We start from the raw sequence: 18,869 nt of genomic DNA on the forward strand, positions 1-18,869 counted from the left end.
CGTTCGAACAACGTGTGGGCTAGCCGAATGACGAAGCTGGAAATAGCCCAGAGCCACCTGACCGGCGCTGCTAAAGGTGCAGCAAGAGGTACGTGATCAAAGCGCTGTATATCTGAAGACGAACGGCATTTTCGGAGAACTTGAAGCATCTGTGCAAATCGGGTGCTGCTGAACATAGGCGAAAATCGAGCCTGAAAAACCTGATTATTGCTCAGGAAGCAGGCACAGCAAGGGGGAGCAAGCTCCCCCTTCAGTTTTTACCGGACACTAGTGACGCAATGCGTGGGAACGAGAGGTCAGACGGAGAGGCCACAGCCCTTCAGGAACGCGATAAATGCCTCCTCATCCATCACCTTCACCCCAAGCTCATTGGCCTTGGTCAGCTTGGAGCCAGCGCCTGGGCCGGCCACCACGCAATGCGTCTTCGCCGACACCGAACCGGCCACCTTCGCCCCAAGGCTTTCCAGATGTTCCTTGGCGACATCGCGGCTCATCAACTCGACCTTGCCCGTCAGCACCCAAGTCTGCCCGGACAGCGGCAAACCTTCGACGACCTTCTTCTCGCTGTGCCAGTGCATGCCGAAATCACGCAGTTGCTTCTCGGCCTCTTCGGCCAGTTGGCGATGCTGCGGCAGCGCAAAAAACTCACGTACCGAATTGGCCTGTTTCTCCGGCAATGCCTGACGCATGTCCAGCCAGTCGGCGCTCATTACCGCGTCGAGCGAGCCAAACCTGTCTGCCAGCTTCTGCGCCCCGCCTGGGCCGACCGAAGGAATGTGCAGCTTGTCGAGGAAGCCGCCCAGCGTAGTGCTGGCGGCAAACTCGGCCCCCAGTTCGCCCTGATCCTGAATCTGCAAACCATGCCCGAGCAATTCGCCGATCACCTGCTGGTTGTGCGCATCTTCAAAGAAGCTGTGAATCTCGTGTGCCACTTCCAGGCCGACATCCGGCAGATAGGTCAGCACCTGCGGCAACGCCTGTTGTACGCGCTCCAGCGAACCCAGCGAACGCGCCAGTACCTTGGCCGTTTCTTCACCAACATCGGGAATGCCCAGGGCATAGATGAAACGCGCCAGCCCCGGCTTCTTGCTGTCTTCAATGGCCGCGAGCAGTTTGTTGCCGGACACCTCGGCAAAGCCTTCCAGATCGACGATGTCATCAAACTTCAGCGCGTATAAATCGGCCGGCGAACTGACCAGGCCTTCATCGACCAATTGCTCGACGCTCTTGTCGCCGAGGCCTTCAATGTCCATCGCACGACGCGAGACGAAGTGAATGATCGCCTGCTTCAATTGCGCGCCACAGGCCAGGCGCCCCACGCAGCGATACACCGCGCCTTCGCTGACGGTTTCCTTGCCCTTGCTGCGCTTGATCAGTTGCGTGCGCTCAACGTGGGAGCCGCACATCGGACAGCTCTCCGGAATCGCCACAGGTCGTGCATTGTCCGGACGGCGTTCGGTGACCACTTGCACCACTTGTGGAATCACATCACCGGCACGACGGATGATCACGGTGTCGCCAATCATCAGGCCCAGCCGCGCGACTTCGTCCATGTTGTGCAGCGTGGCATTGGCCACGGTGACGCCCGCGACCTTGACCGGTTTCAGGCGCGCCACCGGAGTGACGGCGCCGGTACGGCCAACCTGGAATTCCACATCGAGCAACTCGGTGAGCTCTTCCATCGCCGGGAATTTATGCGCGATCGCCCAACGCGGTTCGCGGGCGCGGAAGCCCAGTTCACGCTGATCGGCAATGCTGTTGACCTTGAACACCACACCGTCGATTTCGTAAGTCAGCGAGCTGCGTCGCTCACCGATGTCGCGGTAGTAATCCAGGCACTCACCGATGCCTTTGGCCAGTTTCAGCTCGTGGCTGATCGGCATGCCCCACTTTTGCAATTGCTTGAGGTTGCCGATGTGGGTGTCGGAAATATCGTGGGAGACCTGACCGATGCCGTAGCAGCAGAACTCCAACGGACGGTTGGCGGTGATCTTCGAATCCAGCTGACGCAGGCTGCCGGCAGCGGCGTTGCGCGGGTTGGCGAAGGTCTTGCCACCGATGTCCAGTTGCGAGGCGTTGAGGCGCTCGAAACCGGCCTTGGACATGAACACCTCACCGCGCACTTCCAGGGTCGCCGGCCAGCCTTCGCCGTGCAGCTTCAGGGGAATGTTGCGCACGGTGCGCACGTTGACGCTGATGTCTTCGCCGGTGGTGCCGTCACCGCGTGTGGCGCCACGAACCAGCAGGCCGTCCTGATACAGCAGACTGACCGCCAGGCCATCGAGCTTCGGCTCGCAGCTGTACTCCACCGCCGAGCCACCGCCGAACAGATAGCCAGCCGGCAGATCCAGACCTTCAGTGACGCGGCGATCAAACTCGCGCATATCGGTTTCTTCGAAGGCGTTGCCGAGGCTGAGCATCGGTACTTCGTGGCGCACCTGAGTGAACGCCGTCAGCGCCACACTGCCGACACGCTGGGTCGGCGAGTCACGGGTGATCAACTGCGGGTTGGCTGCTTCCAGAGCCTTGAGCTCGTGGAACAACCGGTCGTACTCGGCATCCGGAATGCTCGGCTCGTCGAGGACGTGGTAACGGTAGTTGTGCTGATCCAGCTCAGCGCGCAGCGCTAGAATGCGGTTTTGGGCGGCGGTCATGGGTGTTCTCTCATAAAGCAAAAGAGCAGCCGAGGCTGCTCAATCTATTTTGCCGATTGCCTCTTTATAACGAGGCAATCTTTTCAATCAACGCTTATGGGTCAGGGCGCGGCGCTCGAACTCGACGATGCGCTGACGGTAATGCTCGATGGTCTGCGCGGTCAGGACGCTGCGTTGGTCATCCTTGAGTTCACCGTTCAGTTCCTGGGACAGCTTGCGGGCAGCGGCCACCATCACGTCGAAGGCCTGCTTCGGATGACGCGGGCCAGGCAGACCGAGGAAAAAGCTCACCGCCGGGGTGCTGAAATGATCGATGTCGTCCAGATCAAAGATGCCCGGCTTGACCGCATTGGCCATGGAGAACAGCACCTCACCGTTGCCAGCCATGCTTTCGTGACGGTGGAAAATATCCATCTCACCAAAACGCAGACCGCTTTCCAGAATATTCTGCAACAGCGCTGGGCCTCTGAAACCGGCAGCATCGCGGCAGATCACGCTGATCACCAGAACCTCTTCGGCTTGCGGTTGATCCTTGTCACTGACCACCGGTGCAGCCTTGGCATCATTGGCGAAGTCTTCACGACTGCTGAAGCTCGGGCCGCCGTCCAGATCCAGGTCAAGGTTCAGGTCGCCCTGGGCCGGACCGTTGCTGCCACGCTTGCCACGCTTGGAGCCGGATTCGCGAGGCTCGCGTGCTTCGCGGGCCGGCATGCTCACCGACGGCAGATCGTGCTCGTCCAGTTGTGGCTCTTTATGGGTGTCCAGAACGCGGGCCGGGCCCAACAGCTCGGCGCTGGTGTCCTCGTCCGGCAGATTCGACAGACTTCGATCAAGACGGAATTTCAGTTTTCCCTTGCCGCCGCGCATCCGGCGCCAGCCATCGAAAAGAATACCGGCTATCACAATGATGCCGATGACGATCAGCCACTCGCGCAGACCGATTTCCATGTAATCCCGTGCCTCTATAAAAAATGCTGAAAAATAAGGGGTTTACACTGTGCAAACCGCTTTAAAACGTGGCGCCAACTCTATGTTCTGACAGGTGTTTTGCCCACGTATACGAAAAATTGACATTAAACTAGCACGATCAAAGGCTTCGCAGCTACAAGCTTTAAGCTCCAGGCAGCAAGCCGCTTCACTTGCCGCTTGAAGCTTGCAACTCGCCGCTGCGCCGCTAGGCGTCCACCATCGCCATCGCCTCCTCGACATCTACAGCTACCAGTCGCGAACAACCCGGTTCATGCATCGTCACACCCATCAACTGCTCGGCCATTTCCATGGCGATCTTGTTGTGAGTGATATAGATGAACTGCACCGTCTGAGACATCTCCTTAACCAATCGTGCGTAGCGTCCAACGTTAGCGTCATCCAGTGGCGCGTCAACTTCATCGAGCATGCAGAACGGCGCCGGGTTCAACTTGAAGATCGCAAAAACCAGTGCCAGCGCGGTCAGGGCTTTTTCCCCGCCGGAGAGCAAATGGATGGTGCTGTTCTTCTTTCCAGGCGGCTGCGCCATGATCGTTACCCCTGTATCGAGTAGATCTTCGCCCGTCAGTTCCAAATACGCGCGCCCGCCACCGAAAACTTTTGGAAAAAGCGCCTGTAAACCGCCATTGATCTGATCAAAGGTATCTTTGAAACGGTTGCGGGTTTCCTTGTCGATCTTGCGAATAACGTTTTCCAGCGTCTCCAGTGCCTCGACCAGATCGGCATCCTGAGCATCCAGATAACGTTTACGCTCGGATTGTTGCGTGTATTCGTCGATGGCCGCGAGGTTGATGGCACCCAGACGCTGAATCCGGGCATTGATCCGTTCGAGTTCCTCTTCGGCTTCGCGTTCACTGGCTTGTGCCGTTAATGTCGCGAGCACGCCATTGAGATCGTAGCCATCTTCGAGCAGTTGATCCTGCAGAGCCTTGCGGCGCACGGTCAGGGCTTGCCATTCCATGCGCTGCTGTTCGAGCTGGCCACGGATCAACTGCGATTGCTGCTCGGCTTGCGTCCGGCGTTTTTCCGCTTCGCGCAATTCGCGGTCGGCATCTTCCAGGGCGATTTGCGCAGTCTTGAGTTCTTCGTCGACGGACATGCGCTTGTCGAGCAACTCTTCAAGCTTCAGGCGCAGTTCTTCCAGAGGGGCCTCGCCCTCCTCCAGATTCAGACTCAACTGTTCGCGCTTTTCGGTCAGACGCTCGGCCTGCATTTCCAGACGCTCCAGCGCCTGGCGCGTGGAGTCATGCTGCGCGCGCAACGAGCCGAGCCGCACGGCCAATTGATGCGCATGGTCCTTGTGCTGCCGCGCTTCCTGACGCACGCGGTCGAGGCGCTCGCGCAAGCTGTCGCGCTGGGCCAGCAGCAACTCGCGTTGCTCGGTGTCCAGCGCCATGGCGTCGAGGGCGTCCTGCAATTGCATGCGCGCTTCGCCTATTTGCTCATGCTCGAGCTCACGCTGTTCGCCGAGCTCGATCAGCTCTTCATCGAGACGGGTACGGCGCAGCGTGAGTTGTTCGGCCTTGGCTTTGCCGGCGGACAACTGGGCTTTCAATTCACCTTGCTGACGGGCTTCGTCTTGCAGCAAGCGACGTAAATGTTCGCGACCGTTTTCCTGCTGACGCTGTTGCGCGCGCAGGGTTTGCAAACGGGTTTCCATCGCCTCGACCGTGGCTTCACGCTCTTCACGTTCGAGATGCAGCGTCTCGATTTCCTGGCCACGGGCAAGCATGCCGCTTTCGGCTTCGCTGGCACGGCGCACGCGCAGGAAATGCCGACCGACCCAGTATCCATCACGACTGATCAGGCTCTGCCCGGCGCTCAGCTGACCGCGCAAGGCCAAGGCCTGCTCCAGACTATCGACCGGTTTGACCTGACTGAGCCATGGCGACAGGTCAATCTGCGCCTCGACCTTGTCCAGCAAGCTGCCCGCCACTCGCACGCCATCGGTGCCGGGGCTGAGCAGGCGCAAATCGCCCTGAGTGAAGCCGGACAAATCAAAACCGTTGAAATCATCCACCAGCACCGCTTGCAGGTCGGCGCCGAGCACGGTTTCCACCGCCAACTCCCAACCGGCCTCGACCTTCAGGCCTTCGGCCAGACGCGGTCGTTCGGCCAGGTTGTGCTCCTTCAGCCATTCAGCCGTGCCGGTGCCCGGATCGAGCGCGGCTTGCTGCAAGGCTTCCAGCGAGGCCAACCGGCCATTCAAACGCTGCAAATCGCCCTGCGCCTGTTGCTGCGCGGTCAACGCTTGCTGCAACTCCTGGCGCAGTTGCTCAAGCTTTTCGACCTGAGCCTCTTCGCTGGTCTGCAAATCTTCAAGCGTCGCTTCGGACTCGGCGAGTTGTTCGTTGAGCGCAATGATCGCCGCGTCTTCCGGATCGGCCGACAGCAATGCACGCTCTTCGCCGAGGCGCTTTTGCCGATCGGCCAGACGCTCCATGCTGGTTTCCAGCTGCTGGATGCGCGACTGCTGGACTTCAGCCTGACGGCGCGGTTCGGCGGCGGTCAGGTTGAAGGTGTCCCACTGCTCCTGCCAGCCGTGCATGACGGTTTCGGAATCTTCCAGCGCGGCGGCAGCCTCTTCGGCGGCGGCGCTGGTGACTTCCTGCTCGGGGGTGAGCATGTCCAGCTCTTCACCGAGGGTCAGCAGCAACGTGCGGTCGTGGCCCAGGTGCGATTCGGTTTCCAGACGCGCGCGCTCGGCTTCTTTCAAGTCGTCCTGCAATTGACGCAAACGTTGCTGGCCGTGCTGGATGCTCTGCTCGACCCGGGCGATGTCGCCGCCGACCGAATAGAAGCGTCCCTGCACCAGATTGAAGCGTTCGGACAGGTCATGATGCCCGTCGCGCAGGCGCTCGATAGCGGCGTCGGCGTTACGTTGCTCGGCGACCAGCGCTTCGAAACTGATTTCCTGGGTGCCGATGATCGACTCGCGCTGGCCAACCTGATCGTTCAGATCCTGCCAGCGCAGGGCCGACAGTTGCGCCTTGAGCTGACGCTCCTCGGCTTTGAATTCCTGATACTTCTTGGCGGCCTCGGCCTGGCGGTGCAAGCGCTCGAGCTGACGCTCGAGTTCTTCGCGCAGGTCGGTCAGGCGGGCAAGGTTTTCGTGGGTGCGGCGGATGCGGTTTTCGGTCTCGCGCCGACGCTCCTTGTACTTGGAAATGCCGGCCGCTTCTTCGATGAAGTTGCGCAGATCTTCAGGCTTGGACTCGATCAGCTTGGAGATCATCCCCTGCTCGATGATCGAGTAGCTGCGCGGGCCGAGGCCGGTGCCGAGGAAGATGTCGGTGATGTCGCGACGACGGCATTTGGTGCCGTTGAGGTAATAAGTCGTCTGGCTGTCGCGGGTCACTTTGCGACGAATGGAAATCTCCGCGTAAGCGGCGTATTCGCCCAGCAGCGTGCCGTCGGAGTTGTCGAACACCAACTCGATGCTCGCCTGACTCACCGGTTTACGGCTGGTCGAGCCGTTGAAGATGACGTCGGTCATCGACTCGCCACGCAGGTTCTTCGCCGAACTTTCGCCCATCACCCAGCGTACGGCGTCGATGATGTTCGACTTGCCGCAACCGTTCGGCCCGACGACCGCCGCCATGTTACTGGGGAAGTTCACCGTGGTCGGGTCGACGAAGGATTTGAATCCCGCCAGTTTGATGCACTTGAGCCGCACGCTTAGGCGACCGTCAGGGCGGACACCACCAGATCGCAACTGCGCTGGGCGTAAGCCGTCAGCACGATGCGGATCTGCGGCAGATCACGGGCAAGCACGGCGGCCAGCAAGCGCTCGAACAGTTCGAGGAACTCGCTCATCTCAGCCTTGCGCTGCTCGAGGGCGAGGAAGTACGCGCGGCTCATCGCCGGTTGCAGGTTCTCGACGGTCTCTTGCAGGTACGGGTTGTTGGCAAACGGATAGGCCGCGCGCATCACGGCGAAACTGTCATCGACGAAGGTTCGGATGTCCTGACGCTCGTAGCTGGCGGTCAGGCGCTGCTGGATCTGCACGAACGGCGCCATGTCGGCCTGGTCTTGCCAGCCGTTGGCCACCGAGTTGCCGAGCAGGATGTACAGTTCGCTCATCAGCGTGCACAGGCTCTGCACCTTGTGCGCCGTCAACTCGGTGACGTGCGCGCCACGGCGCGGCAGGATCGCGATCAGGTGGCGGCGTTCGAGGATCAACAAGGCTTCGCGAACGGATCCGCGGCTGACATTGAGTGCCAGCGTGACCTTCTGTTCCTGGATGCGCTCTCCCGGCTTCATTTCGCCACGAATGATGCGTTCGGCGAGGTGGTGAGCAATTTGCTCGGCGAGGCTGTCCGGCGCCTTGAACGTCATGGTTGTCCTTCAAACTCTATCGATCTGCACAAGCGGCGCAGTGTAGCGCAAATGCACGGTCATGGCGGAGTGCCCACTCAGCGGTTTTTGGCACGAATCCCGCAAAAAAGCAGGGGATCCAATGAGGGTCAATACTGAATAGACACGTTGCTGATCGACGAAACGCATTTTCCTGACCTTTAAGTCAGAAAACCATTGACCGAAAAGTCAGACCTGCTAAATTCGGTTCACGTCGGTTAACAACAATAATGAGTCTGCGAGGCCTTCCGTGATCCAGTTTTTACTTAACCAGGAACTCCGTAGCGAGCACGCCCTGGACCCGAATCTGACCGTGCTCAATTACCTGCGTGAGCACGTCGGCAAATCCGGCACCAAAGAAGGATGCGCCAGCGGTGATTGCGGCGCTTGCACCGTGGTGGTCGGCGAGTTGCAAACGGATGACGCTGGCCGCGAACACATTCGTTATCGCAGCCTCAACTCGTGCCTGACGTTCGTGTCGTCGCTGCACGGCAAGCAACTGATCAGCGTCGAAGACCTCAAGCACCAAGGCGAACTGCACAGCGTGCAGAAAGCCATGGTCGAGTGCCACGGCTCGCAGTGCGGTTTCTGCACCCCCGGTTTCGTCATGTCGTTGTTCGCCCTGCAAAAGAACAGCAATGCACCGGATCATGCCAAAGCCCACGAAGCACTGGCCGGCAACCTCTGCCGTTGCACCGGCTACCGGCCGATCCTCGCCGCTGCCGAACAATCGTGCTGTGGCAAGCAACCGGACCAGTTCGACGCCCGCGAAGCCGAAACCATCGCCCGCCTCAAAGCCATTGCCCCCACCGATATCGGCGAACTCAACAGCGGCGACAAGCGCTGCCTGGTGCCGCTGACCGTGTCCGATCTGGCCGACCTCTACGACGCCTACCCGCAAGCCCGACTGCTGGCCGGCGGCACCGATCTGGCGCTGGAAGTCACGCAGTTCCACCGCACCCTGCCGGTGATGATTTATGTCGGCAATGTCGCAGAAATGAAGCGCATCGAAACCTTCGACGACCGCATCGAAATCGGCGCCGCCACCGCCCTCTCCGACTGCTATGAAGCACTGAACGCCGAGTACCCGGACTTCGGCGAACTGCTGCACCGCTTCGCCTCTCTGCAAATCCGCAATCAGGGCACTCTCGGCGGCAACATCGGCAACGCCTCGCCCATCGGTGACTCACCGCCCCTGCTGATCGCCCTCGGTGCGCAGATCGTGCTGTGCAAAGGTGACACCCGGCGCACGTTGAATCTTGAGGACTACTTCATCGACTACCGTGTCACGGCGCGTCAGGAAAGCGAGTTCATCGAGAAGATCATCGTCCCGCGTGCCAGCGCCGAGCAGCTGTTCCGCGCCTACAAAGTGTCGAAACGTCTGGACGACGACATCTCTGCCGTCTGCGCCGCGTTCAACCTGCGCGTCGAAAACGGCGTGATCACTGACGCCCGCGTCGCCTTCGGCGGCATGGCGGCGATCCCGAAACGCGCCGCCCATTGCGAAGCCGTGTTGCTCGGCCAGCCGTTCAACAACGCCGTGGTCGAACGCGCCTGCGCCGCGCTGGCCGAGGACTTCACACCGCTCTCGGATTTCCGCGCCAGCAAGGAATATCGCCTGCTCAGCGCGCAGAACCTGCTGCGCAAATACTTCATCGAACTGCAAACACCGCACATCGAGACTCGGGTGACCGCTTATGTCTAACCATCACGCCGTAGAGAAGACCCAAGCTGAACTGGCTGAACTGTTCGCCAAAGACCTGACCACCGGTGTCGGCCGTAGCGTGAAACACGACAGCGCCGCCAAGCATGTGTCCGGTGAAGCGCAGTACATCGATGATCGCCTGGAATTCCCCAACCAGTTGCACCTGTACGCACGCCTGTCGGACCGCGCCCACGCGAAAATCATCAGCATCGACACCAAGCCTTGCTATGAATTCGAAGGCGTACGCATCGCCATCACCCACCAGGACGTGCCGGGCCTGAAAGACATCGGCCCGCTGATGCCGGGCGATCCGTTGTTGGCCATCGATGATGTGCAGTTCGTCGGTCAACCGGTGCTGGCCGTCGCCGCGAAAGATCTGGAAACCGCGCGCAAAGCGGCAATGGCCGCGATCATCGAATACGAAGACCTGGAGCCGGTGCTGGATGTGGTCGAAGCCCTGCGCAAACGCCACTTCGTGCTCGACAGCCACACCCACCAGCGCGGCGATTCGGCCGGTGCTTTGGCCACTGCCGAACACCGCATTCAAGGCACGCTGCACATCGGCGGCCAGGAACACTTTTACCTGGAGACGCAGATCTCCTCGGTAATGCCGACCGAAGACGGCGGCATGATCGTCTACTGCTCGACGCAGAACCCCACCGAAGTGCAGAAACTGGTCGCCGAAGTGCTCGACGTGTCGATGAACAAAATCGTCGTCGACATGCGTCGCATGGGCGGAGGTTTCGGTGGCAAGGAAACGCAAGCCGCGAGCCCGGCATGCCTGTGCGCGGTGGTCGCGCACCTCACCGGCCAGCCGACCAAGATGCGTCTGCCGCGCGTCGAAGACATGCTGATGACCGGCAAGCGTCACCCGTTCTACGTCGAGTACGACGTCGGCTTCGACAGCACCGGGCGCCTGCACGGGATCAACATGGACCTGGCCGGCAACTGCGGCTGCTCACCGGACTTGTCTGCCTCGATTGTTGACCGGGCGATGTTCCACTCGGACAACTCCTACTACCTGGGCGACGCGACCATCAACGGTCATCGCTGCAAGACCAACACCGCGTCGAACACCGCGTACCGGGGTTTCGGTGGCCCGCAAGGCATGGTTGCCATCGAAGAAGTGATGGATGCGATTGCCCGTCACTTGAACCTCGATCCGCTGGCCGTGCGCAAGGCCAACTACTACGGCAAGACCGAACGCAACGTCACGCACTACTACCAGACCGTCGAGCACAACATGCTCGAAGAAATGACCGCTGAACTGGAAGAAAGCAGCCAGTATCACGAGCGCCGCGAAGCGATCCGTCGCTACAACGCCAACAGCCCGATCCTGAAAAAAGGCCTGGCGCTGACCCCGGTGAAATTCGGTATTTCCTTCACCGCCAGCTTCCTGAACCAGGCCGGTGCGCTGATCCACATCTACACCGACGGCAGCATCCACCTGAACCACGGCGGCACGGAAATGGGTCAGGGTTTGAACACCAAAGTCGCGCAGGTCGTGGCCGAAGTATTCCAGGTCGAAATCGATCGCGTGCAGATCACCGCAACCAACACCGACAAGGTGCCGAACACCTCGCCGACCGCTGCCTCCAGCGGTGCCGACCTCAACGGCAAGGCCGCGCAGAACGCCGCCGAGATCATCAAGCGACGCCTGATCGAATTCGCCGCACGCCAATACAAGGTCAGCGAAGAAGACGTCGAATTCCACAATGGCCATGTGCGTGTGCGCGACCACATCCTGACCTTCGAAGCGCTGATCCAGCAGGCGTATTTCAATCAGGTCTCGCTGTCGAGCACCGGGTTCTACAAGACCCCGAAAATCTACTATGACCGCAGCCAGGCCCGTGGCCGCCCGTTCTACTACTTCGCCTTCGGCGCGGCGTGCTGCGAAGTGATCGTTGACACCCTGACCGGCGAGTACAAGATGCTGCGCACCGACATCCTCCACGACGTCGGCGCCTCGCTGAACCCGTCCATCGACATAGGTCAGGTGGAAGGCGGTTTCGTCCAGGGCATGGGCTGGCTGACCATGGAAGAACTGGTCTGGAACAACAAAGGCAAGCTGATGACCAACGGCCCCGCCAGCTACAAGATCCCGGCCGTGGCGGACATGCCGCTGGACCTGCGGGTGAAACTGGTGGAAAACCGCAAGAACCCGGAAGACACCGTGTTCCACTCCAAGGCTGTGGGCGAGCCGCCGTTCATGCTCGGGATTGCCGCGTGGTGCGCGATCAAGGACGCCGTGGCGAGCCTCGGTGACTACAAGCATCAACCGAAAGTCGATGCACCGGCGACCCCTGAGCGGGTGCTGTGGGGGTGCGAGCAGATGCGCCAGCTCAAGACTGTGAAAGCGGTAGAAACAGAGACCGAGCTGGCTTCGCTCTAGACCGAGGCGCGCCATTCGCGAGCAAGCCCGCTCCCACAGGAAAATGCATTCCAAATGTGAGAGCGGGCTTGCTCGCGAAGACGACTGAACAGACAACACAGATGTCGAGGTGACTATGTACAACTGGATCGACGCCCTCGCCGACCTGCAGAACCAGGGCGAACCCTGCGTTCTGGTGACGATCATCGAAGAACTCGGCTCGACGCCACGCAATGCCGGCTCGAAGATGGTGATCAGCGCGAACCAGAGCTTCGACACCATCGGTGGCGGGCATCTGGAATACAAAGCCATGCAGATCGCCCGCGACATGCTCGCCAGCGGCAAGCAAGACACTCATCTGGAGCGCTTCAGCCTCGGCGCCAGCCTCGGCCAGTGCTGCGGCGGCGCCACCGTGTTGCTGTTCGAACCGATGGGCCAGGTACAGGCGCAGATCGCGGTGTTCGGCGCCGGCCACGTTGGCCGTGCTTTGGTGCCGTTGCTCGCCAGCCTGCCGTGCCGGGTGCGCTGGATCGACTCGCGGGAGGCGGAGTTCCCCGAACAGATTCCCCACGGCGTGCGTAAAATCGTCGCCGAAGAGCCCGTGGATGAAATCGATGACCTGCCCGCCGGCAGCTACTGCATCGTCATGACCCACAACCATCAGCTTGATCTGGAGCTGACCGCCGCAATCCTCAAGCGCAACGACTTCACCTGGTTCGGCCTGATCGGTTCGAAGACCAAACGGGTCAAGTTCGAACATCGCCTGCGTGATCGCGGTTTCGACCCCAGCGTCGTGCAACGCATGCGCTGCCCGATGGGCATCGGCGAAGTCAAAGGCAAACTGCCTGTGGAAATCGCCATCTCCATCGCCGGCGAAATCATCGCCACCTATAACGCCAATTTCGGCCAGCACAGCGCCAGCGCCGAGCCGATTGCCAAACTGCTGCCCGTATCGCGCCGCAGTCAGGCCACCAAACTCAAAGCCTCAAACTGATTAGAGAACCCTCATGCCTCTGACTCGCAAAGCCTACCGCGCCGCCATCCTGCACAGCATCGCCGACCCCGCCGAAGTCGGGATCGAAGCCTCCTACGAATATTTCGAGGACGGCCTGCTGGTGGTCGATGGCGGCAAGATCAGCGCCCTCGGCCACGCCAGCGAACTGCTGCCGACCCTGCCGGCAGACATCGAGATCACCCAGTATCAGGACGCGCTGATCACTTCGGGCTTCATCGACACTCACATCCACCTGCCGCAGACCGGCATGGTCGGTGCCTACGGCGAGCAACTGCTGGACTGGCTCAACACTTACACCTTCCCGTGCGAAAGCCAGTTCGGTGACAAAGCTCACGCCGATGATGTGGCCGATATCTTCATCAAGGAACTGCTGCGCAACGGCACCACCACCGCGCTGGTGTTCGGCAGCGTGCACCCGCAGTCAGTGAACTCTTTCTTCGAGGCGGCCGAGAAGCTTGACCTGCGCATGATCGCCGGCAAAGTGATGATGGATCGCAATGCGCCGGACTACCTGACCGACACCGCCGAATCGAGCTACGTCGAAAGCAAGGCACTGATCGAGCGCTGGCACGGCAAGGGTCGTCTGCACTATGCGGTCACGCCGCGTTTCGCCCCGACCAGTACCCCGGAACAGCTTGGGCTGGCGGGGCAACTGCTGACCGAATACCCCGAGCTGTACATGCAGACCCACATCAGCGAGAACCTCAAGGAAATCGAGTGGGTCAAGGAACTGTTCCCGGAGCGCAAGGGCTACCTGGACGTTTACGATCACTACAACTTGCTCGGCGAGCGCTCGGTATTCGCTCATGGCGTGCACCTGTGTGACGACGAATGCGCACGGCTGGCGCAAACCGGCTCGGCGATCTCGTTCTGCCCGACCTCGAACTTCTTCCTCGGCAGCGGCTTGTTCAACCTGCCGATGGCCGAGAAGCACAAGCTGAACGTCGGCCTCGGTACTGACGTCGGCGGCGGCACCAGTTTCTCGCTGCTGCAAACCCTGAACGAAGCCTACAAAGTGATGCAACTGCAAGGTGCGCGCTTGAGTCCGTTCAAGTCGCTGTACCTGGCGACCCTGGGCGGCGCGCGGGCACTGCGCCTGGAAGACAAGATCGGCAATCTGAAACCGGGCAGTGATGCCGACTTCCTGGTACTGGACTACAACGCCACGCCGTTGCTCAGCTATCGCTTGAAGCAGGCCAACAACATTGCCGAGACGTTGTTTGTGTTGATGACGCTGGGCGACGACCGGACGGTGCAGCAGACGTATGCGGCGGGTGCTTTGGTGCATCAGCGCTAAGTCTTTCAGGCATAAAAAATCCCCCGGAGGTGCTCACCCCGGGGGATTTTTATTGCCTGTCAGTACACCTTCGCGAGCAAGCCCGCTCCCACATTTGAAATGCATTCCCCTGTGGGAGCCTGCTCGCGAAGGGAGTGACTCGGTCTACTTTAGAGCTTGGCCGCAGGACGCCCCGGCTTCTTGGTCTGCAACAAATGCGAGAACACCGCATGCAGGTCATCCGACGCACTCTCCTCATCGAGGTTGAGCTTGCTGTCGATGTGGTCCATGTGGTGCATCATCAAGTCCACCGCCAGCTCAGCGTTGCGCGCTTCGATGGCGTCGATCAACTGGGTGTGCTCGTCGTAGGAGCAATGCGAGCGGTTGCCGCTTTCGTACTGGGCAATGATCAGCGAAGTCTGCGAAACCAGGCTGCGCTGAAAACTGATCAGCGGAGCATTCTTTGCCGCTTCGGCGAGTTTCAGGTGGAATTCACCCGAAAGACGAATACCGGCGCCGCGATCACCACGGGAGAAGCTGTCGCGCTCGTCATTGACCATCTGACGAAGTTCTGCGATCTGCTCGGCGGTGGCGTGTTGCACCGCCAGTTCAGTGATCGCACGCTCGACCAGACGCCGTGCCATGAACACCTGGCGGGCTTCTTCAACGCTCGGGCTGGCAACCACGGCGCCACGGTTGGGTCGCAACAGCACCACACCTTCATGGGCCAGACGCGACAGCGCGCGGCGAATGATGGTGCGGCTGACCCCGAAGATCTCCCCCAGCGCTTCTTCGCTCAACTTGGTGCCGGGCGCCAGACGCTGTTCGAGGATGGCCTCGAAGATATGCGCGTAGACAATATCGTCCTGGGTGCCGCTGCGGCCGGCTTTGCCTGCTCGCGGTTGTTTCTTGAGGGGTTGCAACTGTTCGTTCATGGGCACTCGAGTCGGGAGAACTGCGGCGAATAGACCGTGACTGTAATACGGCACAGTAGGTCGCTGGCAAGTATCGCGTAAAAAACAGCGCGATTGTACACAATGGATGGTGGCAACACGACTGTATGGCTGTTTGTGACCTCGGCTGTATTGCAACGATCCGTTACGTTTGAGTTTAGGCTTGTTCGCAGAATCCGCAGCCAGAACACAACTCCCACAGGGGTTCAGGGTAATTGCGCACATCTTCATCTGTATAAGGAACACCGCCGTCATGAACGACGCCACCTACACCCGGCTGCGCCCTCTCGCCGATACTTCGCCATCGGCTATCGTCGCCGGTTTTATCGCGATGATGACCGGCTACACCAGTTCACTGGTGCTGATGTTCCAGGCCGGGCAAGCGGCGGGTTTGAGCAGCGGGCAGATTTCCTCGTGGATCTGGGCGATTTCGATCGGCATGGCGGTGTGCTCGATCGGTCTGTCGCTGCGCTATCGCACGCCCATCACCATCGCCTGGTCGACGCCCGGTGCGGCGCTGCTGATCACCAGCCTTGGCGGTGTCACCTATGGCGAGGCCATTGGCGCCTACATCACCTGCGCGGTGCTGGTGACGATTTGCGGCCTGACCGGCAGCTTCGAACGCCTGGTGAAAAAGATCCCGGCATCACTGGCGGCGGCGTTGCTGGCGGGGATTCTGTTCAAGATCGGCAGCGAAATCTTCGTCGCCGCGCAACACCGCACCGGGCTGGTGCTGGGGATGTTCTTCACCTATCTAGTGGTCAAGCGCCTGTCGCCACGTTACGCGGTGCTCGCCGCGCTGCTGATCGGCACCGCGCTGTCGGGCTTCATGGGCCTGCTGGATTTCAGCGGTTTCCATCTGGAAGTGGCGACGCCGGTGTGGACCACGCCGCACTTCTCGCTCGCGGCGACCATCAGCATCGGCATCCCGCTGTTCGTGGTGGCGATGACCTCGCAGAACATGCCCGGCATCGCCGTGCTACGCGCCGACGGCTACACCGTCCCGGCCTCGCCACTGATCACCACCACCGGCATCGCCTCGCTGCTGCTGGCGCCGTTCGGTTCCCACGGCATCAACCTCGCGGCCATCAGCGCGGCGATCTGCACCGGGCCGCACGCCCATGAGGATCGCAACAAGCGTTATACCGCCGCAGTCTGGTGCGGAATTTTCTACGGGATTGCCGGCGTATTCGGCGCCACATTGGCGGCGTTGTTTGCGGCACTACCCAAAGAATTGGTGCTGTCGATTGCTGCGCTGGCACTGTTTGGCTCGATCATCAACGGGCTGAGCATCGCCATGAGCGAAGTGAAGGAACGTGAAGCGGCGCTGATCACCTTTATGGTCACGGCGTCGGGGCTGACGCTGTTTTCCATCGGTTCGGCGTTTTGGGGGATTGTGGCGGGGGTGGTGACCTTGCTGATCCTCAACGGGCGCAAAACCCAGGCATAAAAAAACGGCGACCCGAAGGTCGCCGTTTTTTTCAGTATCACTTAGCCGCGTTGATCGGCTTTTCCGGATACCAAACGTCCAGCAGCGGGCTGACGGTCATACCGGTCAGTTCGCTACGGTTTTTCAGCCAGGCTTCAACAGCAGCGCGCTGCTCTTCGTTGACCGAGCCACGCTTCTGCAGGCATACCAGACCGAAGTCGTCGCCGCCAACATAACCCAGACCGTTGGCTTCCATGGCTTCTTTGATGAAGGCTTCTAGGAACGCGTCAATGGCTTCTTCGGACAAGTCTTCTTTGAAGTCCAGGTTCAGTTCGAAACCCAGCTCTTGAAATTCATCAACGCACAGTTTTTTGCGCAGACGCTGGGAACGGTTAGTCGCCATTGGAACAATCCTCTTAAGTAATAACGGCCGGCACTTTACCAGTTTAAAACGTCAATTGCCCGCCTCTGTGGACACAGCGCCCGACCGCCTGTAAAAAAATAAGCCGTTGGCCGCCTCCAGCACGGCACAAGCGGTAACACCTTGGGGCATAATGCCGACACTTTCATGACCACTGAGGGCTTTTTCATCCATGTCCTCGCCTTTTTTCCCCTCTTCTGCAGGGTTTTATTTCATATGATCAAATCGTTGCGTCCTCTATTTCTCGCCGGCCTTCTTCTGCCATTGGCCCTGCCTGTTTCTGCTGCCACGATCAATACCGCCCTCACCCCCAACGTCGAAAAAGCGCTCAAGGCCAGCAAGTTGCAGCCCAGCGCTTTGTCGCTGGTGATGGTGCCGCTCGACGGCCCGGGTACCCCGACCGTGTTCAACGCTGACGTATCGGTCAACCCGGCCTCGACCATGAAGCTGGTCACGACTTACGCGGCGCTGGAAATGCTCGGCCCCAACCATCAATGGAAAACCGAGTTCTACACCGACGGCGACCTGAGCGGCGGCATCCTCAATGGCAACCTGTACCTCAAGGGCGGCGGCGATCCCAAGCTGAACATGGAAAAACTCTGGCTGCTGATGCGCGACTTGCGCGCCAACGGCGTGACCCAGATCACTGGTGATCTGGTGCTGGACCGCAACTTCTTCGTGCAGCCGCAACTGCCGGAATTCAACGATGACGGCAACGATCAGAACAAGCCGTTTCTGGTCAAGCCCGATTCGCTGCTGGTCAACCTCAAGGCCTTGCGCTTCGTGGCGCGCAATGACGGTGGCCGGGTGCTGATCTCGGTGGAACCGCCGATTGCCAGCATCCACATCGAAAACACCGTCAAAGCCCTCAATTCCAAGCAATGCACCGGCGGTGTGCGTTACAACCCGGTGCCGCAGGCTGATGGCAGCGTGACCGTGACCGTCGCCGGCCAATTGGGTGACGGTTGCAGCTCGCAGACTTACCTGTCGCTGCTCGACCATGCGACTTACACCGCCGGCGCCGTTCGGGCGATCTGGAAAGAACTGGGTGGCAGCATTCAGGGCAAGAATCGCCTGGCGTCCACCCCAAGCAACGCCAAACTGCTGGCTCGCGCTTATTCGCCGGACCTGGCGGAAATCATCCGCGACATCAATAAATACAGTAACAACACCATGGCCCAGCAACTGTTCCTGAGCCTGGGCCAGAAGTACCGCAACGACGCCGACGGTGACGATGCCAAAGCCGCTCAGCGCGTGGTGCGTCAGTGGCTGGCAAAGAAAGGCATTACCGCGCCGCACCTGGTGATGGAGAACGGCTCTGGTCTGTCCCGTGCAGAACGGGTCAGCGCCCGTGAAATGGCGAACATGCTACAAGCGGCCTGGCATAGCCCGTACGCCGCCGAGTACATCAGCTCGCTGCCGATCGCCGGTACCGACGGCACCATGCGTAAACGTCTGAAGACCACCGCCATGCGCGGCGAAGCCCACATCAAGACCGGCACTCTGAACACTGTGCGGGCGATTGCCGGCTTCAGCCGCGACGTCAACGGCAACACCTGGGCGGTGGTGGCGATCCTCAACGACAAAGCGCCGTTTGGTGCGTCGTCGGTGCTGGATCAGGTGCTGCTGGATCTGTATCGCCAGCCGAAAACGGCGCAGACCGCTTCCGTGCTGTAAGCACACTGCCGAACCTGTGGGCGCA

At 60.3% G+C, this 18,869-nt stretch carries 13 protein-coding genes; 6 read left to right on the top strand and 7 right to left on the bottom strand.

Going from position 1 to position 18,869, the window contains the following annotated elements; all coding sequences use genetic code 11:
* Positions 1-296: 296 nt before the first annotated feature.
* From ligA to AACY18_RS12115, 4 genes are all read right to left on the bottom strand, one after another.
* Positions 297-2,654, bottom strand: coding sequence for an NAD-dependent DNA ligase LigA (ligA, locus tag AACY18_RS12100; RefSeq protein WP_339464964.1), 2,358 nt, complete (start codon positions 2,652-2,654; stop codon positions 297-299).
* Between the two features lie 87 nt (positions 2,655-2,741).
* A complete protein-coding gene (gene zipA / locus AACY18_RS12105) occupies positions 2,742-3,602 on the bottom strand; it encodes a cell division protein ZipA (protein ID WP_339464965.1) in 861 nt (286 codons plus the stop codon).
* Positions 3,603-3,828: 226 nt separating this feature from the next.
* A complete protein-coding gene (smc, locus tag AACY18_RS12110; protein WP_339432455.1) occupies positions 3,829-7,317 on the bottom strand; it encodes a chromosome segregation protein SMC in 3,489 nt (1,162 codons plus the stop codon).
* A 2-nt stretch (positions 7,318-7,319) separates the two neighbouring features.
* The gene (locus tag AACY18_RS12115; RefSeq protein WP_339432456.1) at positions 7,320-7,979 is read right to left on the bottom strand and encodes a GntR family transcriptional regulator; all 660 of its coding nucleotides are present in this window, start codon (positions 7,977-7,979) and stop codon (positions 7,320-7,322) included.
* 268 nt (positions 7,980-8,247) lie between these two features.
* On the opposite strand from AACY18_RS12115, the gene xdhA reads away from it, so the two are divergent.
* The 4 genes from xdhA to guaD all read left to right on the top strand — a co-directional run bounded on the left by xdhA (position 8,248) and on the right by guaD (position 14,385).
* Positions 8,248-9,702 carry a xanthine dehydrogenase small subunit gene (gene xdhA / locus AACY18_RS12120; protein WP_339432457.1) on the top strand — a complete coding sequence of 485 codons (1,455 nt, stop codon included), beginning with the start codon at positions 8,248-8,250 and terminating at the stop codon, positions 9,700-9,702.
* On the top strand, positions 9,695-12,094 hold the full coding sequence (gene xdhB, locus AACY18_RS12125) for a xanthine dehydrogenase molybdopterin binding subunit (RefSeq protein WP_339432458.1): 2,400 nt from the start codon (positions 9,695-9,697) through the stop codon (positions 12,092-12,094). Before xdhA ends, xdhB begins: the two co-directional genes overlap by 8 nt.
* Positions 12,095-12,209: 115 nt before the next feature.
* Entirely contained in the window at positions 12,210-13,067 is an 858-nt protein-coding gene (gene xdhC / locus AACY18_RS12130; protein ID WP_339432459.1) for a xanthine dehydrogenase accessory protein XdhC, read from the top strand.
* 13 nt (positions 13,068-13,080) lie between these two features.
* A complete protein-coding gene (gene guaD, locus AACY18_RS12135) occupies positions 13,081-14,385 on the top strand; it encodes a guanine deaminase (RefSeq protein ID WP_339432460.1) in 1,305 nt (434 codons plus the stop codon).
* Between the two features lie 149 nt (positions 14,386-14,534).
* Here guaD and AACY18_RS12140 read toward each other — a convergent pair whose 3' ends face one another.
* The gene (locus AACY18_RS12140; RefSeq protein ID WP_008146364.1) at positions 14,535-15,299 is read right to left on the bottom strand and encodes a GntR family transcriptional regulator; all 765 of its coding nucleotides are present in this window, start codon (positions 15,297-15,299) and stop codon (positions 14,535-14,537) included.
* A 271-nt stretch (positions 15,300-15,570) separates the two neighbouring features.
* Here AACY18_RS12140 and AACY18_RS12145 point away from each other — a divergent pair, with 271 nt between their 5' ends.
* Positions 15,571-16,767, top strand: a complete 1,197-nt coding sequence (locus AACY18_RS12145; RefSeq protein WP_339432461.1) for a benzoate/H(+) symporter BenE family transporter — start codon at positions 15,571-15,573, stop codon at positions 16,765-16,767.
* 37 nt (positions 16,768-16,804) lie between these two features.
* Here AACY18_RS12145 and AACY18_RS12150 read toward each other — a convergent pair whose 3' ends face one another.
* Together AACY18_RS12150 and AACY18_RS12155 are read right to left on the bottom strand one after the other, a co-directional pair.
* Positions 16,805-17,149 carry a YggL family protein gene (locus AACY18_RS12150; protein ID WP_003223308.1) on the bottom strand — a complete coding sequence of 115 codons (345 nt, stop codon included), beginning with the start codon at positions 17,147-17,149 and terminating at the stop codon, positions 16,805-16,807.
* 51 nt (positions 17,150-17,200) lie between these two features.
* On the bottom strand, positions 17,201-17,341 hold the full coding sequence (locus AACY18_RS12155) for a hypothetical protein (RefSeq protein WP_339432462.1): 141 nt from the start codon (positions 17,339-17,341) through the stop codon (positions 17,201-17,203).
* Between the two features lie 42 nt (positions 17,342-17,383).
* Between AACY18_RS12155 and dacB the strand changes: the two genes are divergently transcribed.
* Positions 17,384-18,844 (top strand): D-alanyl-D-alanine carboxypeptidase/D-alanyl-D-alanine endopeptidase, encoded by a 1,461-nt coding sequence (gene dacB / locus AACY18_RS12160; RefSeq protein ID WP_339432463.1) that lies wholly within the window; start codon positions 17,384-17,386, stop codon positions 18,842-18,844.
* Positions 18,845-18,869 lie beyond the last annotated feature (25 nt).

The organism is Pseudomonas sp. EA_65y_Pfl2_P74 (genome assembly GCF_963970575.1).
Lineage (GTDB): Bacteria > Pseudomonadota > Gammaproteobacteria > Pseudomonadales > Pseudomonadaceae > Aquipseudomonas > Aquipseudomonas baetica_A.